At 72.3% G+C, this 24,451-nt stretch carries 24 protein-coding genes; 7 read left to right on the forward strand and 17 right to left on the reverse strand.

Features of this window, described 5'->3' with window-relative positions; genetic code table 11:
- Positions 1 to 80 precede the first annotated feature (80 nt).
- Together KAK07_RS06575 and KAK07_RS06580 are read left to right on the forward strand one after the other, a co-directional pair.
- The gene (locus tag KAK07_RS06575) at positions 81 to 1,244 is read left to right on the forward strand and encodes a CaiB/BaiF CoA transferase family protein (RefSeq protein ID WP_210859706.1); all 1,164 of its coding nucleotides are present in this window, start codon (positions 81 to 83) and stop codon (positions 1,242 to 1,244) included.
- Positions 1,237 to 1,716 carry a GNAT family N-acetyltransferase gene (locus KAK07_RS06580; RefSeq protein ID WP_210851224.1) on the forward strand — a complete coding sequence of 160 codons (480 nt, stop codon included), beginning with the start codon at positions 1,237 to 1,239 and terminating at the stop codon, positions 1,714 to 1,716. The genes KAK07_RS06575 and KAK07_RS06580 overlap by 8 nt, the downstream gene beginning before the upstream one ends.
- Before the next feature lie 7 nt (positions 1,717 to 1,723).
- On the opposite strand, the gene KAK07_RS06585 is transcribed toward KAK07_RS06580, so the two are convergent.
- On the reverse strand, positions 1,724 to 2,647 hold the full coding sequence (locus KAK07_RS06585; protein ID WP_210851226.1) for a GspE/PulE/PilB domain-containing protein: 924 nt from the start codon (positions 2,645 to 2,647) through the stop codon (positions 1,724 to 1,726).
- Between the two features lie 184 nt (positions 2,648 to 2,831).
- Entirely contained in the window at positions 2,832 to 4,127 is a 1,296-nt protein-coding gene (locus KAK07_RS06590) for a sensor domain-containing diguanylate cyclase (protein ID WP_310738430.1), read from the reverse strand.
- A gap of 67 nt (positions 4,128 to 4,194) precedes the next feature.
- Between KAK07_RS06590 and KAK07_RS06595 the strand changes: the two genes are divergently transcribed.
- From KAK07_RS06595 to KAK07_RS06605, 3 genes are all read left to right on the forward strand, one after another.
- A complete protein-coding gene (locus KAK07_RS06595; protein ID WP_210859708.1) occupies positions 4,195 to 5,385 on the forward strand; it encodes an ABC transporter permease in 1,191 nt (396 codons plus the stop codon).
- A 27-nt stretch (positions 5,386 to 5,412) separates the two neighbouring features.
- The gene (tgt, locus tag KAK07_RS06600) at positions 5,413 to 6,558 is read left to right on the forward strand and encodes a tRNA guanosine(34) transglycosylase Tgt (protein WP_210851230.1); all 1,146 of its coding nucleotides are present in this window, start codon (positions 5,413 to 5,415) and stop codon (positions 6,556 to 6,558) included.
- Positions 6,559 to 6,637: 79 nt separating this feature from the next.
- Positions 6,638 to 8,629, forward strand: a complete 1,992-nt coding sequence (locus tag KAK07_RS06605; RefSeq protein WP_210859710.1) for a hypothetical protein — start codon at positions 6,638 to 6,640, stop codon at positions 8,627 to 8,629.
- Between the two features lie 37 nt (positions 8,630 to 8,666).
- On the opposite strand, the gene KAK07_RS06610 is transcribed toward KAK07_RS06605, so the two are convergent.
- A complete protein-coding gene (locus tag KAK07_RS06610; protein WP_210859712.1) occupies positions 8,667 to 9,119 on the reverse strand; it encodes a hypothetical protein in 453 nt (150 codons plus the stop codon).
- A 210-nt stretch (positions 9,120 to 9,329) separates the two neighbouring features.
- Between KAK07_RS06610 and KAK07_RS06615 the strand changes: the two genes are divergently transcribed.
- Entirely contained in the window at positions 9,330 to 9,824 is a 495-nt protein-coding gene (locus KAK07_RS06615) for a hypothetical protein (RefSeq protein WP_210859714.1), read from the forward strand.
- 3 nt (positions 9,825 to 9,827) lie between these two features.
- On the opposite strand, the gene KAK07_RS06620 is transcribed toward KAK07_RS06615, so the two are convergent.
- The 8 genes from KAK07_RS06620 to KAK07_RS06650 are packed head-to-tail and all read right to left on the reverse strand — an operon-like array spanning position 9,828 to position 16,483.
- Positions 9,828 to 11,294 carry a radical SAM protein gene (locus KAK07_RS06620; protein WP_210859716.1) on the reverse strand — a complete coding sequence of 489 codons (1,467 nt, stop codon included), beginning with the start codon at positions 11,292 to 11,294 and terminating at the stop codon, positions 9,828 to 9,830.
- On the reverse strand, positions 11,291 to 11,563 hold the full coding sequence (locus tag KAK07_RS06625; protein ID WP_210859718.1) for a hypothetical protein: 273 nt from the start codon (positions 11,561 to 11,563) through the stop codon (positions 11,291 to 11,293). Before KAK07_RS06625 ends, KAK07_RS06620 begins: the two co-directional genes overlap by 4 nt.
- 7 nt (positions 11,564 to 11,570) lie before the next feature.
- The gene (locus KAK07_RS06630) at positions 11,571 to 11,999 is read right to left on the reverse strand and encodes a hypothetical protein (protein WP_210859720.1); all 429 of its coding nucleotides are present in this window, start codon (positions 11,997 to 11,999) and stop codon (positions 11,571 to 11,573) included.
- Positions 11,996 to 12,562, reverse strand: a complete 567-nt coding sequence (locus tag KAK07_RS06635; RefSeq protein WP_210859722.1) for a hypothetical protein — start codon at positions 12,560 to 12,562, stop codon at positions 11,996 to 11,998. The genes KAK07_RS06630 and KAK07_RS06635 overlap by 4 nt, the downstream gene beginning before the upstream one ends.
- Before the next feature lie 12 nt (positions 12,563 to 12,574).
- Positions 12,575 to 13,324, reverse strand: a complete 750-nt coding sequence (locus tag KAK07_RS06640) for a prolipoprotein diacylglyceryl transferase (protein WP_210859725.1) — start codon at positions 13,322 to 13,324, stop codon at positions 12,575 to 12,577.
- A complete protein-coding gene (locus KAK07_RS06645) occupies positions 13,321 to 15,228 on the reverse strand; it encodes an MFS transporter (RefSeq protein WP_310740708.1) in 1,908 nt (635 codons plus the stop codon). Before KAK07_RS06645 ends, KAK07_RS06640 begins: the two co-directional genes overlap by 4 nt.
- Before the next feature lie 44 nt (positions 15,229 to 15,272).
- Entirely contained in the window at positions 15,273 to 16,067 is a 795-nt protein-coding gene (locus tag KAK07_RS25135; protein WP_247664253.1) for a DUF2145 domain-containing protein, read from the reverse strand.
- Positions 16,064 to 16,483: a hypothetical protein gene (locus KAK07_RS06650; RefSeq protein ID WP_210851254.1), complete on the reverse strand. Its 420-nt coding sequence runs from the start codon at positions 16,481 to 16,483 to the stop codon at positions 16,064 to 16,066. The genes KAK07_RS25135 and KAK07_RS06650 overlap by 4 nt, the downstream gene beginning before the upstream one ends.
- A 133-nt stretch (positions 16,484 to 16,616) precedes the next feature.
- Here KAK07_RS06650 and KAK07_RS06655 point away from each other — a divergent pair, with 133 nt between their 5' ends.
- A complete protein-coding gene (locus KAK07_RS06655) occupies positions 16,617 to 17,357 on the forward strand; it encodes a helix-turn-helix domain-containing protein (protein WP_210859729.1) in 741 nt (246 codons plus the stop codon).
- On the opposite strand, the gene KAK07_RS06660 is transcribed toward KAK07_RS06655, so the two are convergent.
- The 6 genes from KAK07_RS06660 to KAK07_RS06685 form a co-directional block, all read right to left on the reverse strand.
- Positions 17,358 to 20,357 carry an EAL domain-containing protein gene (locus KAK07_RS06660; RefSeq protein ID WP_210859731.1) on the reverse strand — a complete coding sequence of 1,000 codons (3,000 nt, stop codon included), beginning with the start codon at positions 20,355 to 20,357 and terminating at the stop codon, positions 17,358 to 17,360. It abuts the gene before it with no gap.
- On the reverse strand, positions 20,354 to 21,361 hold the full coding sequence (locus KAK07_RS06665) for a cytochrome-c peroxidase (protein WP_210859732.1): 1,008 nt from the start codon (positions 21,359 to 21,361) through the stop codon (positions 20,354 to 20,356). Before KAK07_RS06665 ends, KAK07_RS06660 begins: the two co-directional genes overlap by 4 nt.
- A gap of 156 nt (positions 21,362 to 21,517) precedes the next feature.
- Positions 21,518 to 22,099, reverse strand: coding sequence for a chromate transporter (locus KAK07_RS06670; protein ID WP_210859734.1), 582 nt, complete (start codon positions 22,097 to 22,099; stop codon positions 21,518 to 21,520).
- Between the two features lie 7 nt (positions 22,100 to 22,106).
- Positions 22,107 to 22,673 carry a chromate transporter gene (locus KAK07_RS06675; RefSeq protein ID WP_210859736.1) on the reverse strand — a complete coding sequence of 189 codons (567 nt, stop codon included), beginning with the start codon at positions 22,671 to 22,673 and terminating at the stop codon, positions 22,107 to 22,109.
- A gap of 7 nt (positions 22,674 to 22,680) precedes the next feature.
- A complete protein-coding gene (locus tag KAK07_RS06680) occupies positions 22,681 to 23,457 on the reverse strand; it encodes a substrate-binding domain-containing protein (protein WP_210859738.1) in 777 nt (258 codons plus the stop codon).
- Between the two features lie 24 nt (positions 23,458 to 23,481).
- A complete protein-coding gene (locus KAK07_RS06685; protein WP_210859740.1) occupies positions 23,482 to 24,447 on the reverse strand; it encodes a Bug family tripartite tricarboxylate transporter substrate binding protein in 966 nt (321 codons plus the stop codon).
- Positions 24,448 to 24,451: the final 4 nt, after the last annotated feature.

Genomic DNA, 24,451 nt, shown 5'->3' on the forward strand with positions numbered 1-24,451 from the left:
ATGGACTCCGCCGGCGGCGTTTGTCGCCCCCTAAGCTGCACGCCGGTGCCGCCGCCGCGGCGGACGTCACAATCCGGTGCATGTCTGCCTCCACGCTGCCCCCTGCCGGCCCGCTGGCCGGCCTCAAGGTCCTGGAACTGGGCCAACTGATCGCCGGGCCGTTCGCCGGCAAGACCCTGGGCGACTTCGGCGCCGAGGTGATCAAGGTCGAACCGCCCGGCACCGGCGACCCGCTGCGCCAGTGGCGCCTGCTGCACAACGGCACCAGCGTCTGGTGGCAGGTGCAGAGCCGCAACAAGAAGAGCGTGGTGCTGGACCTGCGCAGTGACGAGGGCCGCTCCGACGTGCGCCGCCTGATCGACGAGGCCGACGTGCTGATCGAGAACTTCAAGCCCGGCACGCTGGAGAAGTGGGGCCTGGGCTACGAGTCCCTGGCCGCCAGCAACCCCGGCCTGATCATGCTGCGCATCAGCGGCTACGGCCAGGATGGCCCCTACCGCGACCTGCCGGGCTTTGCGGTGGTGGCCGAGGCCATGGGCGGCCTGCGCCACCTGATGGGCGAGCCCGGCCGGGTGCCGGTGCGCGCGGGGGTGAGCCTGGGCGACACGCTGGCGGCGCTGCATGGCGTGATCGGCGTGCTGCTGGCGCTGCAGGCGCGCGCACGCACCGGGCGCGGCCAGGTGGTGGATGTGGCGCTCTACGAGGCGGTGTTCAACTGCATGGAAAGCCTGCTGCCCGAGTACAGCGCGTTTGGCGCGGTGCGCCAGCCGGCCGGCAGCGCGCTGCCCGGCATCGCGCCCAGCAACGCCTACCGCTGCGCCGATGGCCAGGTGGTGATCGGCGGCAATGGCGACAGCATCTACAAGCGCCTGATGAGCGCGATCGGCCGCGACGACCTGGGCACCGACCCGGCGCTGGCGCACAACGCCGGCCGCGCCGCCCAGGTCGACCGCATCGATGCCGCCATCACCGCCTGGACCGTGCAGCGCCCGGTGGCCGAGGTGGTGACCGTGCTGCAGGCGGCCAGCGTGCCGGTGGGCCGCATCTACACCGTGCAGGACATCGCCGAGGACCCGCACTACCGCGCCCGCGGGATGATTCAGCGCATCCTCACCGCCGACGGCCTGGCGCTGGACGTGCCGGGCGTGGTGCCGCGCCTGAGTGACACGCCGGGCAGCCTGCGCTCGCTGGCCCCGGCCCTGGGCGAGCATCCGGCACGCTGGTCGGAGGGCCAGGGTGGCTGAGCCGATCCGCTACCAGACCGCCCCGGCCGGCTTCACCGAATGGGGCGCCTTGCTGACGCTGCTGCAGGACGCCTTCGCCTACATGGACGGCCGGATCGACCCGCCCTCCTCGCTGAAGGCGCTGGACGCCGCCGCGCTGCAGGCCAAGGCCGGGCGCGAGACGCTGATCGTGGCGCATGAGGGCGACACGCTGGTGGGCTGCGGTTTTGTCGACCTGCGGCCCGACTGCGCCTACCTGGGCAAGCTGGCCGTGGCCGACGCCTGGCGCCGCCGTGGGGTGGCGCGCGGCATCGTGGAGGCCGCCGCGGCGCTGGCGCGGGCGGCGGGTCGGCCGGTGCTGGAGTTGCAGACGCGGGTGGAACTGGTCGAGAACCACCGCAGCTTCGAGGCCCTGGGTTTCGTCACCGTGGCGCGCACCGCCCATCCGGGCTTCGACCGCCCCACCAGCCTGACGATGCGTCGCCCGCTGTGAGCCGGGGCTAATCGAACCAGCGCGTGGGCGCCAGGCCGTGGCGCTCGTAGATCTCCTGCACCAGGTAGGCCGTGCTGTGGCGCGCCGGCAGTACCGCGGTGACGCGGCTGCCGAACAGGAAGCCCAGTTCACGCAGCGTGTCGCGCCGGCCGGGGTCGTCGACCACCACCACCTGCGAGCCGTCCAGCGCGCCCAGCGGCAGCGCGTCCAGCCGGCGCGCGCGCTCATAGCCCAGGTGGCGCAGCGCGGCCACTTCCACCGGGTAGCTCAGCACGTCCACCCGCGGCACGTCGGCCCAGGCGTCCTGGGCGCGGCTGTGCAGCCACTGGCGCTGCTGGCGGCGCTGCTGCAGGCCGGCCAGCGCGCCGCCCAGCCGCGGCCCCGCGGCCTGCACGGCCTGCAGGCTGACGCGCAGCGCGTCGGGGTTGTCGCAGGGACGGGTGGTGGGCGGCGTGCCGTGGCCCAGGATCAGCGACGACCAGCCGCCGCGCGGGTAGAACACGCGCTGGCAGCCCTCGCCGGCGTCCAGCGCCTGCACCACGAACAGACCCAGCGGGTGCTCGGCCAGCGCCAGCGCCTCGCCGTGCAGCGACACGCCGTGGCGCATGCTGAGCGTGAAGCTGCAGGGCTCGACCCGCTGCGGCATCGACCGGCTGACCATGCGGATGCAGGTGACGCGCGACAGCGGCATCGACATCCACTGCCACTTGGGCGGGATGCGGATCAGCGCGGCCTGTTCGTCATGCTGCAGGCTCAGCAGACGGGTGGCCACGCGGCGGCCCTGGCGGCCCTCGATCTCGGCCGGCAGGCCGGGCTCGTCGAGCAGGTCCACCACCGGCGCGCCCACGGTCAGGCTGCGCTCGATCGGCCAGCCCGCCAAGGCCTCGGCCGCGGCAGCATCGGGGGCGGCAGGGGTGGACGGGGAGGGCATGGGCGCGGTGGAGCGTGAGAACTACAAGTTGCGTCAATGGTAACCATCTGAAACATGTTTCGCCCACACCGGCCGGAACTAGTTCACGCCGCGCGTCGCGGTCCCCCCAATGCGAAGGGTCGGGCGACGGGCCGGTGGGCGCCTGGGGGCGTCTTGGGGCAGCCCTTGCGGCGTCCTGGGGCGTTCAGCCCTGCGGCTCGGCGCTGCCCTGTGACGCGCTGGCGCCCAGCAGCACGCGGTTGCGCCCCGAGCGCTTGGCCTGGTAGAGCGCCCGGTCGGCCTGCTCGATCAGCAGCGCCGGCTCGGGCCCATGCGCCGGCAGCGCGGCCACGCCGATGCTGACCGTCACCGCCGGCAGGCCGTCGGCGGGCAGGGCCTGCACCGCGGCGCAGACCTTCTCGGCCAGCTGCAGGCCCTGCTGGGCGTCGATGCCCGGTGCGATCAGCACGAACTCCTCGCCACCCCAGCGGCACACCAGGTCCTCGCGGCGCACCAGCGCGCGCAGGGTGTGGGCCACGCAGCGCAGCACCTCGTCGCCCACCGCATGGCCGTGGCTGTCGTTGATCGACTTGAAGTGGTCGATGTCGATGAAGCACAGCGCCAGCGGCAGCCCCAGCCGGCGGCACAGGGCGACCTGCGCCTCGAGGTAGGCCATGCCCTCGCGCCGGTTGGCCAGGCCGGTGAGGAAGTCGTGCACCGCGATCCGCTCGAGCTGCAGCTGCAGCTCCTTGCGCTCGGTCACGTCCTGCACCATGCCCACGGCGCGGGTGGGCTGGCCGCGCTCGTCGCGGTCACAGACGCGGCCGACGTCATGCACCCACAGGTACACGCCATTGCGGTTGCGCAGGCGGTACTCGGCCTCGTAGCGGGCGCGCTGGCCGTTCAGGTGGGCCTGCAGCTCGGCCATCACGCGCGGCGCGTCATCGGGGTGGATGTTGTCCGACCAGGTGGACAGCACGGGATGCATCTCGTCGGGGCCGTAACCCAGCATGCGCTTGAGTTGCGGGCTGAAGAACAGCGTGCCGGCCGCGATGTCCCAGTCCCACAGGCCGTCGGTGGCCTCGTTCAGGGCGAACCACAGCTGGTGCTCGCGCTGGCGCAGCTCGCGCTCCAGCGCCAGACGGCGCCCGACATCGCGCGCCACCGACAGGAACCAGTGCTTGCCGTTGAGCTCGACCTGGGTGGTGTTGACCTCCACCGGCACCTCGTGCCCGGCCGCATGGCGGTGGCGGCCGACAAAGGTGAAGCACTCGCTGGCGCGGATCGCCTGGGCGATGTCCTGCCACTGCGGCAGGCCGGTGACGTCCATCTGCAGGCTCAGCACGCTGTGGTCGATCACCTCGCGCGGGCTCAGGCCCAGCATCGCCCAGGCCGCGCGGTTGCCCCAGACGATGCGGGAGTCCTCGGGGTCGATCAGGTAGACCGCGTCGGCCAGGTGCTCGAACAGCGGCGCCAGGGGGAACTCGGGCAGATCGGGCACGGCGGTGTGACTCGGCGGGTGGCAGACGGCAGATCACCGATGGTGCCAGATCGCGCAGAATGCGGCCATGTCCCTGGTGAAACGACCGCGCGCCATCCCGCTGGGCTACATCGCCCGCAACCTGTGGGTGCGGCGCGTCACGACCGCGCTCACCGCGGCCGGCATGGCGCTGGTGATCTACACCTTCGCCACGGTGCAGATGATGAGCGAGGGCATTCGCGCCACCCTGGTGGCCACCGGCCAGCCCGACAACCTGCTGGTGCTGCGCAAGGGCTCGGGCGCCGAGATCAACAGCGGCATCGACCGCGTCCAGGCCGCGCTGCTCGAGACCCTGCCCGGCGTGGCCCGCGGCGACGGCGGCCGCCCGATCCTGAGCAAGGAGACGGTGGTGCTCAACAGCCTGGCCAAGCGCAGCAACGGCAAGCCCAGCAATGTGTCGATGCGCGGCACCTCGGTCGCCGGACTGGCGCTGCGGCCCCAGGTGCAGCTGATCCAGGGCCGGATGTTCCGCCCCGGCACCGCCGAGGTGGTGGTGGGCCGTGCGGTGGCCGAGGGCTTCATGGGCGCCGACCTGGGCCAGACGCTGCGCTTTGGCGGCCGCGAGTGGCGCATCGTGGGCATCTTCGATGCCAGCCGCACCGGCTTCGACTCCGAGATCTGGGGCGATGTCGAGCTGATGATGCAGAGCTTCCGCCGCAACGCCTTCTCCACCGTGGTGATGCGCCTGGCCGACGGCCCGGCCGGCGCGGCGGCGGTGCAGGCGGCGATCGCGGCCGACCCGCGCCTGACGGTGGATGCCAAGGTCGAGACCCGCTTCTACGAGGAGCAGAGCGAGGCGCTGGCCAAGTTCATCAACGTGCTGGGCACGGCGCTGTCGGTGATCTTCAGCATCGGCGCGGTGGTCGGCGCGATGATCACCATGTTCGCCGCGGTCGCGCAGCGCACCGGCGAGATCGGCACGCTGCGCGCGCTGGGCTTCCGGCGCCGCGCGGTGCTGATCGCCTTCCTGCTGGAGAGCCTGCTGCTGTCGCTGGTGGGCGGCGTGCTGGGCCTGCTGGCGGCCAGCGGCATGCAGGCGGTGCGCATCAGCACCACCAACTTCCAGACCTTTGCCGAGCTGGCCTTCGAGTTCCGGATGACACCGGGCATCATCGTCGCCACGCTGCTGTTCGCGCTAGCCATGGGCGTGGCCGGCGGCTTCATCCCCGCGTGGCGCGCGGCGCGGCTGCGCATCGTCGACTGCCTGCGCGCGGCCTGACACCCCCGCTGGGCGACAATCGCGCCCATGCTCCGTTTTGATCTGCTGAAGACCGACGGCCACGCGCGCCGTGGCCGGCTCACGCTCAACCACGGCGTCGTCGAGACGCCGATCTTCATGCCCGTGGGCACCTACGGGACCGTCAAGGGCGTGCTGCCGCGCTCGCTGCACGACATGGGCGCGCAGATCATCCTGGGCAACACCTTCCACCTGTGGATGCGCCCGGGGCTGGACATCATGGCCAGCTTCGGCGGCCTGCATGGTTTCGAGCGCTGGGACAAGCCCATCCTGACCGACTCGGGCGGCTTCCAGGTGTGGTCGCTGGGCGAGATGCGCAAGATCAGCGAGGAGGGCGTGAAGTTCGCCTCGCCGGTCAACGGCGACCGGCTGTTCCTGACCCCCGAGGTCAGCATGCAGATCCAGACGGTGCTGAACTCCGACATCGTCATGCAGTTCGACGAGTGCACGCCGTATGAGACCAAGGGCCACCTGACCACCGAGAAGGAAGCCCGCTTCTCGATGGAGCTGAGCCGGCGCTGGGCCCGGCGCTGCATCACCGAGTTCGAGCGCCTGAACAACCCCAATGCACTGTTCGGCATCGTCCAGGGCGGCATGTTCGAACACCTGCGCGAGGAATCGCTGCAGGCGCTGGTCGAGATGGACCTGCCCGGCTACGCGATCGGCGGCGTCAGCGTCGGCGAGCCCAAGGAGGACATGCTGCGCATCATGGCGCACACGCCGCACCGGCTGCCGGCGCACAAGCCGCGCTACCTGATGGGCGTGGGCACGCCCGAGGACCTGGTGGAAGGCGTGGCCTGCGGTGTCGACATGTTCGACTGCGTGATGCCCACCCGCAATGCGCGCAACGGCCACCTGTTCACCCGCTTCGGCGACCTGAAGATCCGCAACGCCCGCCACAAGACCGACCACCGGCCGATCGACGAGACCTGCGGCTGCTATGCCTGCACCGGCGACGGTAGCAACGGCGGCTTCAGCCGCGCCTACCTGCACCACCTGGACCGCTGCGGCGAGATGCTCGGGCCGATGCTGGCCACGATCCACAACCTGCACTACTACCTGAACCTGATGCGCGAGGTGCGCGAGGCGCTGGACGCCGGCACCTTCGCCAGCTTCCGCCGCCAGTTCGCCGCCGACCGCGCGCGCGGCGTCTGACGCGCTCTCTTCCTCCCTCCTTTTCACTCCACTGACGGCGCAGGCCCGCACTGCGCCGTGATTGCCTGCTGCACGCCCGATGGCGACCCCTGACACTTCCGACCCCTCCGCCACCCTGGACACCGCCGCCCCCGAGGCGCCCGCCAAGACCCCACGACGGCGCACCAGCACCTGCACCAGCACCACGCCCCGCAAGAAGGCGGCGGCGGCCGACGCCCCCGTGGCCAGCGCCGTCCTGGCGGACGCGCCTGCGGCGGCGTCCATCGAGGCCACCCCGGCCCCGAAGGCGCCCACGCGCCGCCGCCGCTCCGTGGCCACCGTGCCTGCCGCCGAGCCGGTCTTGCCGACCGTGGCCACCGAGCCCGACGCTGCGGAGCCCCCACCGGTCGCGGCCGATGCGCCTGCCGCCGATCCCGCGCCGGCGCGCCCGCCGCGCACGCGCAAGCGCCCTGCCGCACCCGCCAAGTCGGCGCCCGTGCCGGCCATTGCCAGCGAAGACCCGGCAGCGTTGCCGCCCGCCCCGGCGCCGGCCGCAATGCCGGACGCCACCGTGAGCCCAGCGCCGGACAGCCTGCCCGAGACGCCCGCAGAGCCCACCACGGAGCCCACGCCCGAGCCCACCCCCGCGCTGCCGATCCGCGCCACGATCACGCTGCGCGACGGCCGCGCTCCGGTGTTCACCGCCGGCCGCGACACCTCGGACGACACCCTGCAGCGCCTGGCCCGCTGGCAGGACGAGGACGGCGTGCTGCGCCTGCCCGATGCCGACGCCCTGACCCGCCTGCTGGGCGAGCTGGGCGGCCGTGTCGAGGTGGACGAGCCGGTCTGGGCCCTGCTGGCGCGCCGCGGTGACCTGCAGCAGCGCATCGACCACCTCTCGGCGCTCTACCCGCACGGCCTGGACGCGGTGGACCTGCCGGCCGCCGCCGGCCTGCGCGCCTGCCAGCGCGAGGGCGCGTTCTACGCCGCCTGCGTGGGCCACTGCGCGCTGGCCGACGAGCCCGCGCTGGCGCCCGAGCAGCAGCTGGCGCTGGCCTGGCAACTGGTGCAGCGCCACTTCGGCGCGGAGCGTCTGGCGCTGCAGGCCCCGGCCGAGGCCGTGGCCGGCTGGGCCGCGCTGCTGGGCACCGAGCCGGCGCTCGAGGCCACCGCCGCCGATCTGCTGCTGATCGACGCCCGCGCCGGCCTGCCGCCGCTGGCGGCGCTGCCCACCACGACCTGGCTGTGGCTGCTGGCCTCGCCCACGCTGCTGGACGATCCCGCCGCCGCCGACTGGCTGGACACGCTGGACCGCACCGCCACCGGCGCCGTCGCCGCCTGGCAGGCGCAGCGCGACGAGCGCGCGCTGGCGCCGCTGCTGCTGCGCCGGCGCTTCGCCGACGTGGCCGATCAATGGCCGGCCTGGTCGGTGCACGAGGAAGCGGTGTCGCCCAGCGAGGACGAGGCCGCTCAACTCGGCGATCTGCTCGCCGCCATGCGCGAGGGCCTGGCGCGCTGGCAGCGCAGCGGGTTCCTGTCCGACAGCGATCAGCTGACCCTGCTGCGCCAACGCCGTGCCTGCGAGCAACTGGCCCGCGCGGCCGCCATCGGCGCGCTGGTGCCCGCGGTGCAGCGCGCGCTGGTCGACGGCGCGCAGCGGGTGCTGGTCTTCACCGCCGATGCCGACCTGGTGGCGCCGCTCACCGAGGTGCTGCAAGGGGAGTACCTGCCCGCGCAGGCGCTGCCGGCCGGTGACGAGGCCGATGCGGCGCTGCGCTTGTGGCGCGATGCCGACGGCCCGCGCGTGCTGGTGCTGGCCGATGACGTGGACGCGCCACGCCTGGCCACCCACCCGCACCGGCCGGTGGTGATCCTGCTCGACGGCGCCACGGATGAGACCTTGCGGCACACGCGCCTGGCGCGCGTGCGCGTGCCCCGCGGCGAGCGCGAGGTGCCGGTGCGTGTCTTGCGCGTGCCGGGCTGGCCCGGCCTGCCGGCTGTGCCGGCGCATGCGCTGCTGCGCGGTGCCGCGCTGGCGGCCTGGCTGGACGCGCTGCAGGCGGCCCTGCGGACCGACGCCATCGCGCCCTGACACGGGCCACGGGGCGGCTGGCGCCGCCCCGCAGGCGTCACTCCAGAACGAAGTTGAACGCCACGACGTTGCTCAGCACCGGCGTGCCGCCGGCGTTGAAGTCATAGGTCGTGACTTCCAGGTCGCCGGCCGGGCAGTCGGTGAAGGCCGACGTGTCCTTGGTGTAGGCCAGCAGCGCAAAGCCCGACGACAGGTTCCAGTCGACGGTGACCTGCGGGGTCACCTTCGTCAGGTCCACGGCGATCGACGGCGTGATGCAGTGGATGCCGGTGGAGGGGGTGCTGACGGCGGCGATGCCCTTGGAGTGGATCACGCCACCAAAGCTCGGCGAGTAGTACAAGGCCACCTTGGCCTTGGTGGTGTAGGTGACCGTGGTGGCAGCGTCCTTGATGCGGGCGGCGCCCGCCTTGCCGGCGTTCGGCGTGGCGGCGAAGGTCGCGGCAGCGGCGGCGGCAAGGCTCAGTACGGCGAGCGAGCGAATGATGCGCATGGTGCACTCCTGGGTCGGTGGTGGTTGGGGAGGACGGCCCAGGCAGTCTCTGTGGGGTGGCCCTGGCGCCTGAGGCATTGGGCTCGCGGACGCTGAGTGGCCCCATCCCTAGTTGCGCCATTCGTCGCCCCCTAGGACGGATGGCGCGTTGCCGGCAGCGGTTCGTCGCACGCTGGGCTGGCCGCTGCGCGGTGAGGCCAGAATCGGGTCATGCATTCTTGGACGGCGCGTCTGCGCCAGGCCTTGCTGGCCCCGCTCAAATGGCTGCTGGCGCTGCTGATCCTGTTCGAGGAATGGGGTTGGGAGCCGCTGCAACGGGTGGTGGCGGCGATCGGCCGCTGGCCGGGCTTTCGCTGGATCGAGGCCTGGGTGCGCCGGCTGCCGCCCTACGCCGCGCTGGCGCTGTTCGCGCTGCCGGCGCTGGCCCTGCTGCCGATCAAGCTGGCCGCGCTGTGGGCGATCCGCCAGGGCCATGCGCTGCTGGGGCTGACGGTGATCGTCATCGCCAAGCTGGTGGGCACGGCGATCGTCGCGCGGTTGTTCACGCTGACCCATGACGCACTGATGCGCCTGGACTGGTTCGCGCGCCTGTACGGTCGCTGGACCACGTGGAAGGCCGGCCTGCTGGACTGGGTCCATGCCAGCGCCGCCTGGCGCGCGGCCCAGGCGCTGAAGGCGCGTCTGCGTACGCTGTGGCGCCGCTGAGGTTCAGCGCTCCACCCGGCGGATCGGCTGCGGCACCACGCGCTCGCGCAGCGCCTGCTGCGCCGCCAGCTCGACGCGGATCTGCGCCAGCAGCGCCTGCTGACCGTCGCGGTAGAACAGGTTGTGGCTCTCGAAGGGCACCATGCGGCCGTCGGGCAGGGCCATGTGGATGCAGCTCTTCTTCAGCGCGCGGATGTCCAGCGAGCGCGCGTCCATGAACTGCACGATCAGCACGCGAAAGACGCTGCGGTAGTCCAGCCCCTCGGGCGCGACGATCTGCGGCAGGCAACACATCAGCTCGCTCAGGCAACTCGCCTGCGATTCAGGTGAGTGGTTCGTGCTGAAGAGCTTGAAGACCTGGGACTTGAGCGACTCGTCGCGCTCGAAGACGATGGTGTTGCGGCTGGCCTCGACCAGCGTGGTGGGGTCCAGGAAGCGCGTCAGCGGCTGCAGGCCGCCACCGGGCGTGCGGATCGCGTAGGCCATGGCCAGCGTGTCGGGGTTGCAGGGCACGGGCACCACGTCCTTGGCGGTGAACACGCCGCTTTGGTCGACGATGCGCCGGCGCAGCTCGCTGACCGTCAGGCGGTGCTTGGCCGGGTCATAGCCGTCACAGCGGCCGGCGTCCTGCACCGGCTGCAGCGTCACGCCGCGCACGCAGGGCCAGCCCTGGGCGTGGCGGATGATCTCGCCGATCTCGTCGTCGTTGATACCGCGCTTGACGGTGACGACCAGCGTGGTCGACACGCCGGCCGCGTCCAGCGCGCGTAGCGCGTCGTCGCGCACGCGGCGCAGGTCGGCGCCGCGCAGGTCCATCAAGGCCTCGCGGCGCAGGGAGTCGAACTGCAGGTAGACCTCGAAGCCCGGCGCGTAGCCGGCCAGACGCTCGGCAAAGCCCGGCTCCTGCGCGATGCGGATGCCGTTGGTGTTGAGCATCAGGTGGCGGATCGGCCGCGCCTTGGCCGCGTCCAGGATGTCCCAGAAGCGCGGGTGCAGCGTGGGCTCGCCGCCGCTGAGCTGCACCACGTCGGGCTCGCCCTCGCTGGCCACGGCGGCGTCCAGCATCGCCAGCACCTCGTCGAAGCTGCGGTGGGTGAGCCGCTCAGGCCCGCTGCCGGCGTAGCAGGTGGGGCAGCGCAGGTTGCAGTGGTCGGTCAGCTCGACGATGGTCAGACAGCTGTGCTGCATGTGGTCGGGACACAGGCCGCAATCGAACGGGCAGCCGTATTGCATCGGGGTGGCGAAGCGCTCGGGCATCTCCGGCGCCTTCACATACACCTCGCGGCACAGCCGGTAGTAGGCGGCGTCATCGCTCACCAGCACGCGCTCGGTGCCATGCGCCGGGCACCACTTGTCCATGAAGACCTGGTCGTCCTTCAGCACGATCTTCGCCTCCACCGGCCGCAGGCAGGTGGTGCAGACCGAGCTGGTGGTGTCGTAGAACAGCCAGGGGCGGGTCTTGCGGCTCATGCGCCTGTCCCGTGCTGGCTGGTGCTGGCGACCCGTTGGCAGGCGCGCACGGCCCATTGGCAGGCCGCTGCCAGGACCAGGCCGAGCAGGCCGGTCAGCGCCAGCCCTTCGCCGAACGCGTCACGCTGGCCCGGCGGACCACTCAGCGCGGCGCCCAGACCGAAGACCACGGCCGGGACGCCACACAGCAGGAGAAACGCCATGGCCAGCCGAAGCAGCAGGATCACGGGCCACAGGCCGTTCGTGGTGGCAGCAGGGGGAGTGTTCATCGGGGGCTCAGGGTGGGCTGTCCTGCCCTTCGTTGCGGGGGGACGGCGGCGTGGCGGGGGGTGGCGCGGCTGGCGTGAACGGTGACAGGTCGACATCGTCAGTCTCGGCCGCAGCGGACTGCTGTCGATCGGCGCGCAGCGCCTGCCGCAGCAGCCAGCCGGTGACCATCGCGATCGCCACACCAATGCCGCCGACGATCGCGAACATCGCGCCATAGGCCCGCCCTTCGGCGCCATCACCCAGCGAAAACAGGCCGGCCAGCACACCGAAGCCGCCGCACAGGCCGAACCCGGCGGTGCTGAGCACCAGCAGCGTCAGCCACAGCCCGCGCACAAAGCGCTGGCCGGTGCTGCCACCTCGCCGGGCGCGCTGCATGTAGATCACCGCGCCCACCAGCAGCAGCACGATCACCAGCGGGTTGAACAGCAGGCTCATCGGTCCTCCTTGTCGTCAGATCGGAAGGCCCGCACGCCCAGCCACCAGGCGATCAGCAGGCCGATGGCGCCCAGGCCGATCAGCGGCAGGCCGTCGCCCACGCCCTGCACCAGATCGGAGACGCCCGCCAGCACGCCCATGCCGCCACACAGGCCAAAGCCGGCCATCAGCAGCACCAGCCCGCCCATCACCAGGCCACGCCCCAGGCCGCGGATCGCGCGCTCGGGTGTCAGCGGCGCCAGCGTCGCTTCGGGGTTGGCGCCCAGGCTGCGCTGCCATTGCCAGTCCTGCCACAGGCCCCAGGCACACACGGCCGCGACCAGCAGCTGAGGAGCCTGGCTGGCCAGCAGCATGGGCCAGGGCACGTTCTGCTGGGCAGCCGACAACGCCCACTGCCACCAGGCCCACAGGCCGTACAGCGGCTGCAGCACCCCCAGCACCAGCACGGCCCGCGCGGCCAGGCGCCAGCGCGCTCCGGCACCGGCCAGCAGCGCCGGCTGCCGGCGCATCTGGCGCAGCACGGACAGCGCGCCGACCATCAGGATCAGGACCAGAAAAGACATGGGGACGCAGACTCAGGGGGCCGGGGCAGGGCGCTGCCGACCCCACGCGCGCAGCAGCAGCGGTGCGTAGGCCAGCCAGGCCAGTGCACACACCCACTGGATGCCCGAGAGGCCGCCAGCGTACTCGACGCGCAGCGGCTTGAGGGTGTCGCCGATCAAGCGCCACAGCAGGTAGGCCGACAGGAACAGCTTGAAGCGCAGGCCCGGCACGGCCGCCCAGCGCGCCTGTCCGCGGTGCAGTAGCGTGCCCAGCAGTGCGAGGAAGACGATCTCGTACAGCGCGCTGGGATGGCGCGGCACGCCATCACCCAGGTCCACGCCCCAGGGCAGCGCGGTGGGCAGGCCGTAGGTGTCGTCGTGCAGGCCAGCCAGGAAGCAGCCCACACGGCCCAGCACCAGGCCGGCGACGATGGGCGTGACCATCAGGTCGCCGGTGGACGCCCGTTGGCCGGTCAGCGCCTTGGCCACCTCAATGCCGATCAGGCCGCCCAGCAGGCCGCCGACGATCGACTGCCCCAGCACCAGCGGCCCGCCGGCCCACCAGGCGGCGATCAGGTCGGGCCGCTCGATCGCGAACACCAGCTTGTTCCCGATGGCGGCGCCCAGCAGCAGGCCGGTGATCAGCGCGAAGCTGCCCGATGCGGTGAGCGCCGACAGCCCGCTGCGCTGCCGGGCGCGCCGGTACAGCGCCACGCCCAGCGCGATGCCGCCGTACTCGAACAGCGCATGGGTCAGCGCGGCGATGGCCGGGTCAGCGATCATGCGGCGCCGTCGAGCAGTGCCTGCACCTGGTTGCGCAGGGTGTCGGGCGTCACCGCCTCGGGCGCCATGGCGGGTGCCGCCACCAGGCCCACCCGGTTGAACAGGCCGCGACGCAGCGGCTTGACCATCGCGGTGCCGCCCTCCACGCGCGAGAAAAACGAGCCCCACAGGTTGGTCAGCGCCATCGGCACCACCGGCACCGCGCGGCGCTCCAGGATCTTCATCAGGCCGCCCTTGAAGGGCTGCAGCTGGCCGTCGCGGGTGATGCCGCCCTCGGGGAAGATGCCCAGCAGGTCGCCCTCGGCCAGCACCTGGTCGGCCGCGGCCAGCGCGGCCTCGTAGGCGGCCGGGTCCTCGCTGCGCGGCGCCACCGGAATGGCCTTGGCCAGGCGGAACAGCCAGCCCAGCACCGGCACCTGGAAGATGCGGTGGTCCATCAGGAAGCGGATCGGTCGCGGGCTGGCGGCCATCAGCAGCACCGCGTCAATGAAGCTCACGTGGTTGCAGGCCAGGATCGCCGGGCCCTGGGCCGGGATGTGCTCGTCGCCCTGCACGCGGAAGCGGTAGATGAAGTGGCTGAGCACCCAGGCCACGAAGCGCAGCAGGTACTCGGGCACCAGCAGGAACACATAGGCCGCCACCAGCGCATTGGCCAGCGCCAGCAGGCCGAAGACCTGCGGGATGCTGAAGCCCGCCTTCAGCAGCATGCCGGCGCCCAGCGCGCTGACGATCATGAAGATCGCGTTGAGGATGTTGTTGGCGGCGATGATGCGCGCGCGGTGGCTGGCCGGCGAGCGCAGCTGGATCAGCGCGTACATCGGCACGCTGTACAGGCCGGCGCTGAACGACAGCGCGAACAGATCGGCCAGCACGCGCCAGTTCGCGCCCACCCCCAGGAAGGCGCCCAGCCCCAGGCGATCGCTGGCGGGCACCTGCGACGCCGCCCACCACAGGTCGGCGGCGAACACGCTCATGCCGATCGCGCCCAGCGGCACCAGGCCGATCTCCACATGGCGGCGGCTGAAGGTCTCGCACATCAGCGAGCCCAGGCCCACGCCCACCGAGAACACCACCAGCAGCAGCGAGGCCACATGCTCGTCGCCATGCAGCACGTCCTTGGCGAAGCTGGGGAACTGGCCCAGGAAGACCGCGCCGAAGAACCACATCCACGAGATGCCCAGCAGCGAGCGGAAGACCACCAGGTTCTGGTGCGCCAGCCGCAGGTTGCGCCAGGTCTCGGTGACCGGGTTCCAGTTGATGACCAGGTTCGGCGAGGTGGACGGCGTGGGCGGGATGCGCTGCGCCACCGCGCGGCCGATGACCGCCAGCGTCAGCGCCGTCCAGGCCACCGCCTCGGCGCCGGTGAGCCACCAGCCCTCGGGGAGCGCGATCAGCACGCCGCCCACCACATTGCCCAGCAGGATGGCCACGAAGGTGCCCATCTCGACCATGCCGTTGCCGCCGGTGATCTCGCGCTCGTCCAGGTGCTGCGGCAGGTAGGCGTACTTGACCGGGCCGAACAGCGTGCTGTGCAGGCCCAGGCCGAAGATGCAGCCCAGCAGCAGCGATGGCCATTGCAGGTGCAGCCCCACCATCGCCGCCACCATGATGGCGATCTCCAGGCTCTTGACCAGCTGCGCCAGGCGCGCCTTGTCGTACTTGTCGGCCAGCTGCCCAGAGGTGGCCGAGAACAGCAGGAAGGGCAGGATGAAGACCGCGCCGATCACCAGGCCTGCCAGCTCGGGGGGCAGCCAGGCCACCTCGATGCGGTAGGTCACCAGCATCGTGAAGGCGAACTTGAAGACGTTGTCATTCGCGGCGCCCAGGAATTGCGTCCAGAAGAAGGGCGCAAAGCGGCGCTGGCGCAGCAGGGCGAACTGGTTGGGGTGCGGCTGGGCGCTCACGCGGGGCTCCTCCTGAGGGTGTCTGGACTGTAGCGGCTTGGTGGTCAGCGAACGGTCTGCACCGGGCCCCCCAGTTGGGCGATCTGCAGCCAGTCGACAACGGCGTCGACGGTGGTGGTCTCGATGCGGTCGGCGAAGCGCTTGTCGTTGGGGTGGTCGTCGAAGGCGATGTTGGCGCGGGTGGCGCGCGCGCCCAGGCGGGTCAGCGGGCCCAGGTGCAGCACCGTCGGCGTGAAGCCGCGCAACTGCAGCCAGGCCTGGGCGCGCGGGCGGTCGCTGGCGCCCTCGTCGGCGGCGCCGGCCAGGGTCTCGATCGCCCACTGGTTGCTCTGCTGGTAGCGCGTGGACCAGGGGTAGGCCAGCATGTTGTAGCGCGGCTCGTGCCAGCGCAGCACGCGCGCATCGTCCTGCAGCAGCGGCAGCAGGCGGGTCTGCAGCTCGGGCGTGGGCACCAGGTACGCGGCCTCGTAGCGCCACGGCCGGTCCAGGAAGAACTCGGCCAGACCCTGGCGATAGACCTGGGCCTGGTCGCTGCCGCAGTGGTTGAGCTTGTGCACCACGCGCCAGCTGGCCTGGCCGCTGGCATCGGTCTGGCGGTAGGCCCAGCCCATGTGCGACCAGCGCAGGCGGTAGGCGCTGAGGTCCTGGCCGGCGCGGGCCAGCAGGACCACGCTGGCGCCGCTGGCCTGCAGCGCGGCCTCGGTGCGCACGGCCAGGGCCAGACCCTGCTGGACCTCGGCCACCGTGGGCGGCTCGGGCTCGCAGGGGCGGCCCGCCCGGGCGGTGGGTCCTGTCAGCAGCGCCACGACCAGCGCAGCGGTGCGCCAGAGGGCGCTCATCGCGACAGCGGCTGGTGGTGGAACAGGCGGGCGTGCGCCGCATCGGGCAGCACCGCCACGGCGCGGCTGCCGTCCACCAGCAGCCAGCCGGCCTCGACCGCCACCAGCGTCAGCGCCTGGCCCACCGCCAGCGCGCTGGCGCCGGCGGCGGTCAGCACGATGCGCGCGCCGTCGGCGCTGCGCTCGAGCACCCACACGCTGCCCTCGGCGGTCACCTCCACGGCCTTCACCAGCAGCACGCCGGTGCCCACCGACAGCAGCAGCGGCGCGCCCACCAGGGTCAGCACCGGCAGCGCCGACAGTGCCGCCGAGGCCTCGGACGGGCCGCCGCGGTGGGCGCGCACCGGGGTGGCCGACAGCACGGTCAGCAGGGCCAGGGTCAGCGGCAGCAGGGGCCGCAGAGGGCGACGGGCCATGGTGGGGTCCCGAGGGGGCGGGTCCGTTGTTGAACAGGGCTTCATCTTGGCGCGAGGGCGGCCAGGAGTGGCTTGAATCAATGCCGTGTGCCGTCGCTTGACCCTTGCGGTATCGTTTGGCGATACTGTGGCCATGTCGACCACCCAGGCCCTGATCCAGGTGCTGAAGACCGAGCTGAAGGCCGCCGGCTGGACCTACGCCGCGCTGGCGCGTGAGCTGGGCCTGGCCGAATCCAGCGTCAAGCGCATGTTCGCCCGCGGCGACATGCCACTGGCCCGCATCGATGCGATCTGCGAGGTGCTGAAGACCGACTTCACTGAGCTCAGCCGCCGCGTGGCCGCCGCCCAGCCCGAGCGCCACGAGCTGACGCTGGAGCAGGAGCGCGCCGTGGTGGCCGACCGCAAGCTGCTGCTGATGGCGGTGTGCTGCCAGAGCCAGTGGACGCTGGAGCAGGTGGTGGCGCACTACCGCCTGAGCGAGACCGAGGGCATCGCGCTGCTGGCCCAGCTGGACCGCCTGGGCATCATCGAGCTGCGGCCGCACAACCGCTACCGGCTGAAGCTGGCCAAGGCCTTTCGCTGGCGGCCGCACGGTCCGGTGATGGCCTTCTTCCGCGAGCAGGTGGTGGGCGACTTCTTCGGCGGCGGTTTTGACGGCGAGGGCGAACTGCTGACGCTGGTGCACGGCCAGATCCGCCCGGCGCTGGTGGCTTCGTACAACGACCGCCTGCAGCGCCTGGCCCAGGACTTTGCCCAGCAGCACCTGGCCGACCAGAAGCTGCCACCCGACCAGAAGCAGGCCTGCACGCTGCTGATCGGCCTGCGCAGCTGGCTGTTCGGCGCCTTTCGCGAGCTGCGGCGCAGCGGCGTCTGATCAGGGGCGCGCGTCCTCGCGTGGGCGCCCCACCGCCAGCTGCAGCGACAGCAGTGCGGCGGCCAGCTCGTCCTGCACGGCCAGCAGCGCCGACAGGCCGGCGCGCATCGCCGCATGCCGGCCTTCGCGCCACAGGCCGTCGAGCTGGTCCACCTCGCGGTGCAGCTGGCGATGCAGGGCGTCGATCCGGGCGGTGGCCCCGTGTGCCGCGTAGCGCAGCCGGCCATCGGCCTCGAACCAGGTGCCGAAGGCGCAGCGGGTGGGGTCGCCGAAATGCTGGTGCGGGATCGGCCGCTGTTCCAGCACCGCGCGCTGCACCTGCTCCACCCAGGCACGCAGCTGGATCTCGGCAGTGAGCAGCTGCCGGTCGGTGTCGCTCCAGTGCAGCGGCGCCACCGCCTGCCAGGACGGGTCGGGCCGCCAGGCGGCCAGCCAGGGCAGCCAGTCGCCGGCCGGCATCGCGCGGGCGATGCCGTGGCCCTGCGCCAGGTCGCCGTCGAGCTGCAGCAGCATGCGGCCGTGCAGCGCCGATTCAATGCCCTCGGCCAGCACCTGACGGCCGAAGGCGCGCGCCAGCTCGATCACGCCGCGCACGATGATCAGGTTGTCCAGGTCGGTGGGCAGCTCGCGCACGAAGCCCAGGTCGATCTTGATCAGCTCGATCGGCAGGCGCTTGAGGTAGCTCAGCGAGGAGTAGCCGGCGCCGAAGTCGTCCAGCGCCACGCTGACGCCCAGCGCGCGGCAGTCGTCAATCACCCGCGCGGTGCGCACGATGTCCTCCAGCGCGGTGGTCTCCAGCACCTCCAGCGCCAGCAGACCGGCCACCGCCGGGTGCCGGGCCTGGGCCGCCTGCAGGCGGTCGATGAAGTCGCGCTGCTGCAGGTGGCGGCCGGCGATGTTGACGCTCACCGGCAGCCGCTGGCCGGCGGCGTGCCAGGCATCGAGCTGGCTCAGCGCCTGCTCGATGACCCAGTCGCCGATCGACTCGATCAGCTCGGCGTCGTCGATCTGCGGCAGGAAGTCACCCGGCGCCAGCAGCCCGCGCTGCGGGTGCTGCCAGCGGATCAGCGCCTCGGCGCCGACCACGCGGCCGGCGCGCAGGTCCACCTGCGGCTGGTAATGCAGCACCAGCTCGCCCTGGCGTAGCGCATCGGCCAGGCGCGCCACATGGCCGTGGCGGTGGCGCTGGTGGCGCTCTTCCTCGGCGTTGAAGAAGCGGTAGCCGTTCTTGCCGGCCTGCTTGGCCTGGTACATCGCCTGGTCGGCGTGGCGCAGCAGCGTGTCGGGGCCTTCGTCGTCGGCGGGGAACAGGGTCACGCCGACGCTGGCCGACACCGTGGTCGGCTGCGGCAGGCCGGCCAGCGGCTGGGCCACCACGGCGATCAGGCGGCGCAGCACCTCCTCGACCTCGTCCACCGAGCCCAGGCCGTTGAGCAGCAGCGCGAACTCGTCGCCGCCCAGGCGCGCCACGGTGTCACCGCCGCGCACCGCGCGCAGCAGGCGCTGGCCGATCTCCACCAGCACGCGGTCGCCGGCCTCGTGGCCCCACTGGTCATTGATCGGCTTGAAGCCGTCCAGGTCGAGCAGACACACCGCCAGCAGGCGCCCGCCGTGGCGCGCCTGGGCGATGCCATGGCCCAGGCGCTCGGCCAGCAGCTTGCGGTTGGGCAGCTCGGTCAGCGCATCGAAATAGGCCAGCTGCTTGAGCTGGCGCTCCTGGTGCTTGAGGTGGCCGATGTCGGCGAACACCGCGACGAAGTTGCGCGTCTGGCCTTCGGCGTCGCGCACCGCGGCGATCGACAGCAGCTCGGGATAGATCGCGCCTTCGCGGTTGCGGTTCCAGATCTCGCCCGACCAGCGTCCGGTGTCGGCGATCGAGCGCCACATCGCGCGGTAGAACGCGTCGTCGTGGTAGCCCGACTTCAGCACGCGCGGGTTGCGGCCGATCACCTCTTCCCGCGTCCAGCCGGTGATGCGGGTGAAGGCCGGGTTGACGTCGAGGATGTTGCCCTGCGCGTCGGTCAGCGTGATGCCGTCGTGGGCGTTGCGAAACGCGGTGGCGTGCAGCGTCAGCAGCTGCTGGGCGGCCAGCTGGGCGTCGTACAGCTGGGCCAGCTCGGCGTGGGTGCGCTGCAGGCTGCGGCGCGCCCGCGCCAGGTGCCACAGCAGCCAGCCCACCGCGCCGGCCAGCAGCACGCTGACCACCGACAGCGCCTGGCGGTAGCGCGTGGCCTGCGCCGCCGCGCGTGCGTGGCCCGCGGTGTAGTGGTGGGCCAGTGCATCGACGCGGGCGTCGGTGCCCAGGGCCAGCAGCTGCCGGTCCAGCGCGTCCAGGCGCGCTTCGCGCTCGACCAGCACCGCGCCGTGGCGGCGCAGCTGGGCCACCGGCTCGGCCAGGACGCCGGGCCCGTCCAGCGTCAGCGGAGGCGGCGGATGGTGCTCGGCGCCCAGCCTGCCCGCACTCAGCTGGCGGGCGTAGCGCCCGATCGCCTCGCGCTGGGCCTCGCTCAGGCGCTCGGCCAGAGGGCCGTCGAGGAGCTCGCGCGTCAGCGCGTCCAGGTAGTTCAGCGAGTTGCTCAGCACCGCGTTCTCGCGGCGGAACTGGTCGACCAGATCGGCTTTCTCGATCAGCGCCGCAGCCAGCGCGTCGGCCTCGGCCGCCACCGTCGGTGCGTCGCGGTCCAGCAGGAAGCTCGGCGGCGGCGCGAGCTGCCCGGCCAGTTGCGAGAGCTGGCCGGTGTGGCTCGTCAGGTCATCGTAGTGGCGGTTGCGTTGCCAGCGCGCCGCCAGCAGGTCGCGGTCGACCGCAGCGTTCAGGCTGCGCACATCGTGCAGCCGCTCCGAGTACGCGGCATGGACCGCTGCCGGCACCGCGCTGGCCCCGCGCTCCAGCACCGCGAACAGCCCCACCGCCAGCGCCATCAGCAGCACGATCCCGGCGCGTGCGCGCCAGCCGCGGCCTGCCGGCCCGCCGAAGCGTGGCGCCGTCGTGCCGCTCACTGCAGGGCCTGTCCCCGCCAACGGCCGGTCAGCGCGTGCAGGAAGGCGACGATCAGGTCCACGTCCTGCGCCGCCATGTCCTGCCCCAGCTGCACCCGCGCCATGGTGCGGACCGCGTCCTCCAGCGTGGCCGCCGAGGCGTCGTGGAAGTAGGGCGCGGTCAGCGCCACGTTGCGCAGGCCGGGCACCTTGAAGACGCCGCGGTCGGCCTCGCGGCCGGTGACGGCCTGGCGCCCGCTGTCGCGCGCGACGCCAGGCGGCGGGGCCTCCATCACCCCGAAGCGCTGGAACATGTTGCCGCCGAGGCCCACGCCCTGGTGGCAGCTGGCACAGCCCAGCTCGATGAAGCGCTGCAGCCCGGCGCGCTGGCGCGCGTCGAGCGCCCCGGGTTCGCCGCGCAGGAAGCGGTCGAGCGGGCTGTCCGGCGTCAGCAGGGTCTCCTCGAAGCTGGCCAGTGCGTCAACGATGTGCTCGGCCGTGGGCGGCCCGCCATAGGCGCTGGCAAAGGCCTCGCGGTAGCTGGCGTCGGCGCGCAGCTTGTCCAGGACCTCGGGCCAGCTGGAGGCCATCTCCACCGGGTTGTGCACCGGCCCGGCGGCCTGCTCGCGCAACGAGCCCGCGCGGCCATCCCAGAACTGCACGAAGTTCAGGCTGGCATTGAACACCGTGGGCGCGTTGCGCTGTCCCGGCTGACCCCGCACCCCCAGCGACACCGGGCGGGCGTCGGCGCCACCATGGGCCAGGTCATGGCAGCTGGCACAGGACAGGCTGTTGTCGTGCGACAGGCGGGGCTCGTGGAACAGGCGTTCGCCCAGCGCCACGCGCGCGGCCGGTAGCGCCGGCACCGGCGGCAGGGGCTGCAGGGCCTGGAAGGGCAGGGCCGGCGTCGGACCGGGTGGCGGCATGGGCGGCGCCTCGCCGTCCTCGCCGCCGCGGATCCAGCCGATGCACAGGCCGATGCACAGCAGCACCAGCGCAGCAATCAGGGTAGGGCGAAACGGCATGGCGACACTCGGCGCCCGCCAGTGACGGCGGGGCCGCCATGGTTGGCCGAAGTGCCGCGGGAGGGCTTGACTGTCGTCAAAGGTGGCGGCGCGTGGCAGCCGGCGCGCGGGTCCGCCGTGCGATGCGCACGGTCTGCGCGCGCGGCGCGGGCTGGCTCAGACCGCGCCCAGCGCGCCGACCAGCGCCCCCGCCGCCAGCAGCGCCCACACCGGCCAGCGCGTGCGCAGCACGGCCAGCGCGGTGCCCGCCGCCAGGGCCAGGGCGACCGGGGTATCGCTGCCCAGCCCGGCGCCACGGCCGATGAACACCGCCGTGCCCAGCATCGCGGCCACCACCACCGGCTCCATGCCGCGCCGAAAGGCCTGCAGCAGGGCATGCGCGTGCCAGCGCTGTGCCAGATGGGCCGCCAGACAGGCCAGCACAGAACTGGGCAGCAGCAGCCCGAACAGCGCGGTGCCCGCGGCGGCCGCTGCCAGCCCGGCCTGCACCGCCAGGCCCGCCCCGGCGTGCTGCCAGCCGATCAGCCAGCCGGCCAGCGCCACGTAGAGCACATTCGGCCCGGGGGCGGCCTGGGCCAGCGTCAGGCTGCGGGTGAAGTCGGCTTCGCTGAGCCAGCCCTGCTCGCTGACCAGCAGGCGGTGCAGGTCGGGGGCGACGGTCATCGCGCCGCCGATCGTGAACGGCGACAAGCCCAGGTGGATCAGCCACAGCTGGCCCAGGTCCAGGGGTGCAGCCATCGGCAGCTCAGCGCGGTGGGCGCAGGCAACGCCAGGTCAGCCCGCAGGCCGGCAGGCCGACCAGCAGCACCACGCCCACCATCGGCAGGCCCAGCAACAGGGTCGCCAGCGCCAGGGCGGCCAGCGCCAGTGCCGGCGCGCGGCCCAGCGGGTGAGCCGACAGGCCCGCGGCCAGGCGCAGGCCGGCCCCGGCCACCAGGCCCGCCGCCACCGCCGAGAGCCCGGCGATCGCGCCCTTCACCACCGGCCAGGACTCCACCTGGGCCAGGGCGGTGGCCAGCAACACCAGCAGCAGCGTCGGGGCCAGCAGCAGGCCGCCCAGGGCGCTCAGCGCACCGCGCCAGCCAAACTGGCGCCAGCCGTACATCAGGGCCAGGTTGCAGACGTTGGGGCCGGGCAGCACCTGGGCGGTGGCCCAGTCACCCGCAAAGCCGGCTTCATCCATCCAGGCGCGGCGCTCCACCAGTTCGCGGTGCACCACGCCCAGCACGCCGCCAAAGCCCTGCAGCGCCATCCCGGAGAAGACCAGAAACAACTCGCCCAGGTGGGCCGGGCGCCGCAGCGAAGCGCTCATGCCGGGCTCAGCGCTTGACCGCGGCCGGCTCCAGCCCCGTGGCGCGCACGATCTCGGCCACCGCGGCCGAGGCCAGGAAGCGCGCCAGGTGCGTGGCCAGCTCGGCCTGCTTGCTGTCCTTGACGAGGCCGGCCGAGAAGAAGATCGTCTGCTGCACTTCTTCGGGCAGGGTGCCGATGAAGTCCAGCTCCTTGAAGTAGATCAGCTCGCTGACCTGCTGGAAGCCCAGCTCGGCGTCGCCGCGCGCCACCACCGCGCCGACGCGCTCGCTGAGGATGCGCTTTCCCGTCTCCTTCAGCCGCTCGGCCACCCCCAGCTTGGGGAACAGCTCGGTCGACAGGTAGGTGCCGCTGGCGCTGGCCGAGTAGGCCACCGACTTGGCGTCCAGCAGCGTCTTCTTCAGCGCCTCGACGGTGCTGATGTCGGGCTTGGGCGTGCCCTTGCGCACCGCGGCGCCGATCTTCGAGCGCGCCAGGTCGATGCGCGAGCCGGGCTGCACCTGGCCGGCCTTGACCAGCGCCTCCAGCCCGCCCTCGGAGAGGATCACCAGGTCGAACACCTCGCCGCGGGCGAAGCGGCTGGGGATGGAATCCGGCGCATTGCCGATCGAGGCGCCGAAGCTGCTGATCACGGTGTGGCCGGTGGCCTGCTCGTAGATCGGGATCAGCTGCTTGTAGGCCTCGGTGAAGGCGCCCGAGGTGACGACGCGGATCTCGGCGGCCCAGGCGCCGATCTGTGCCAGGGACAGGCTGGCCAGCAGGGCCAGACGGATGAGGATGTGCATGGGGTGTCTCCTGCCGAGCCTGGCTCAGTCGATCTTGATCTTGCGGTCGCGGATCACGCGGCCCCACATCGCCGACTCGCGGGCGATCTCCTGCGCCAGCTCCTCGCGCGTGCCGGGGGCGGGCGGCATGCCATGCTGGTTCAGCTCGGCCACCACGTCGGGCGACTTCAGCACCTTGACCAGCTCGGTGTTCCAGCGGTCCAGGATGGGCTTGGGCACCTTGGACGAGGCCACGAAGGCGTACCAGTTGGTGGCCAGGTAGCCGGGGAAGCCCGACTCGGCGATGGTGGGCACATTGGGCAGCTGCGGAATGCGCTTGGCGCCGGTCACCGCCAGCGGGATCAGCTTGCCGGCATCGATGTGCTGCTGTGCGGTGGACAGCGTCGAGTAGTAGGCCGCCACGCGCCCGCCCAGCAGGTCCTGCAGCGCCGGTGCGCCGCCCTTGTAGGGGATGTGGACGGTGTCGATCTTCGCCATGTCGTCCATCAGCTCGCCCGCCAGGTGCGAGGCCGAGCCGGCACCGGTGGAGGCGTAGTCGAGCTTGCCGGGGTTCTTGCGCGCGAAGTCGATGAACTCGGCAAAGGTCTTGATCTTCAGCCCGCTGTGCACCACCAGCACGTTGGGGAAGTTCACGCCCATGGTCACCGGTGCCAGGTCCTTGACCGGGTCGTAGGGGAGCTTCATCAGGTGCGGCGCGATCGCCAGCGGCCCCACCGAGCCGAACAGCAGCACCGAGCCATCGGCCGGGCCGGTGGCGGCGAACTGGTGCGCGATGTTGCCGCCGGCGCCGGCCTTGTTGTCGATCACCACGGTGAAGCCGGTGTTGTCGGCCAGCTTCTTGCCGATGATGCGCGCCGCGGTGTCGGCCGCGCCGCCGGCGGCGAAGCCGACGACGATGGTGAGGTTCTTCTTGGCGGGCAGGTCCTGCGCCTGGCCGCACAGCGGCATCAGCGCGATGGCCAGGGCGGCCAGCAGAGGTCGGCGGTTCATGGGT

This window comes from Ideonella alba (assembly GCF_018069875.1).
In the GTDB taxonomy this organism is placed as follows: Bacteria; Pseudomonadota; Gammaproteobacteria; order Burkholderiales; family Burkholderiaceae_C; genus Ideonella; species Ideonella alba.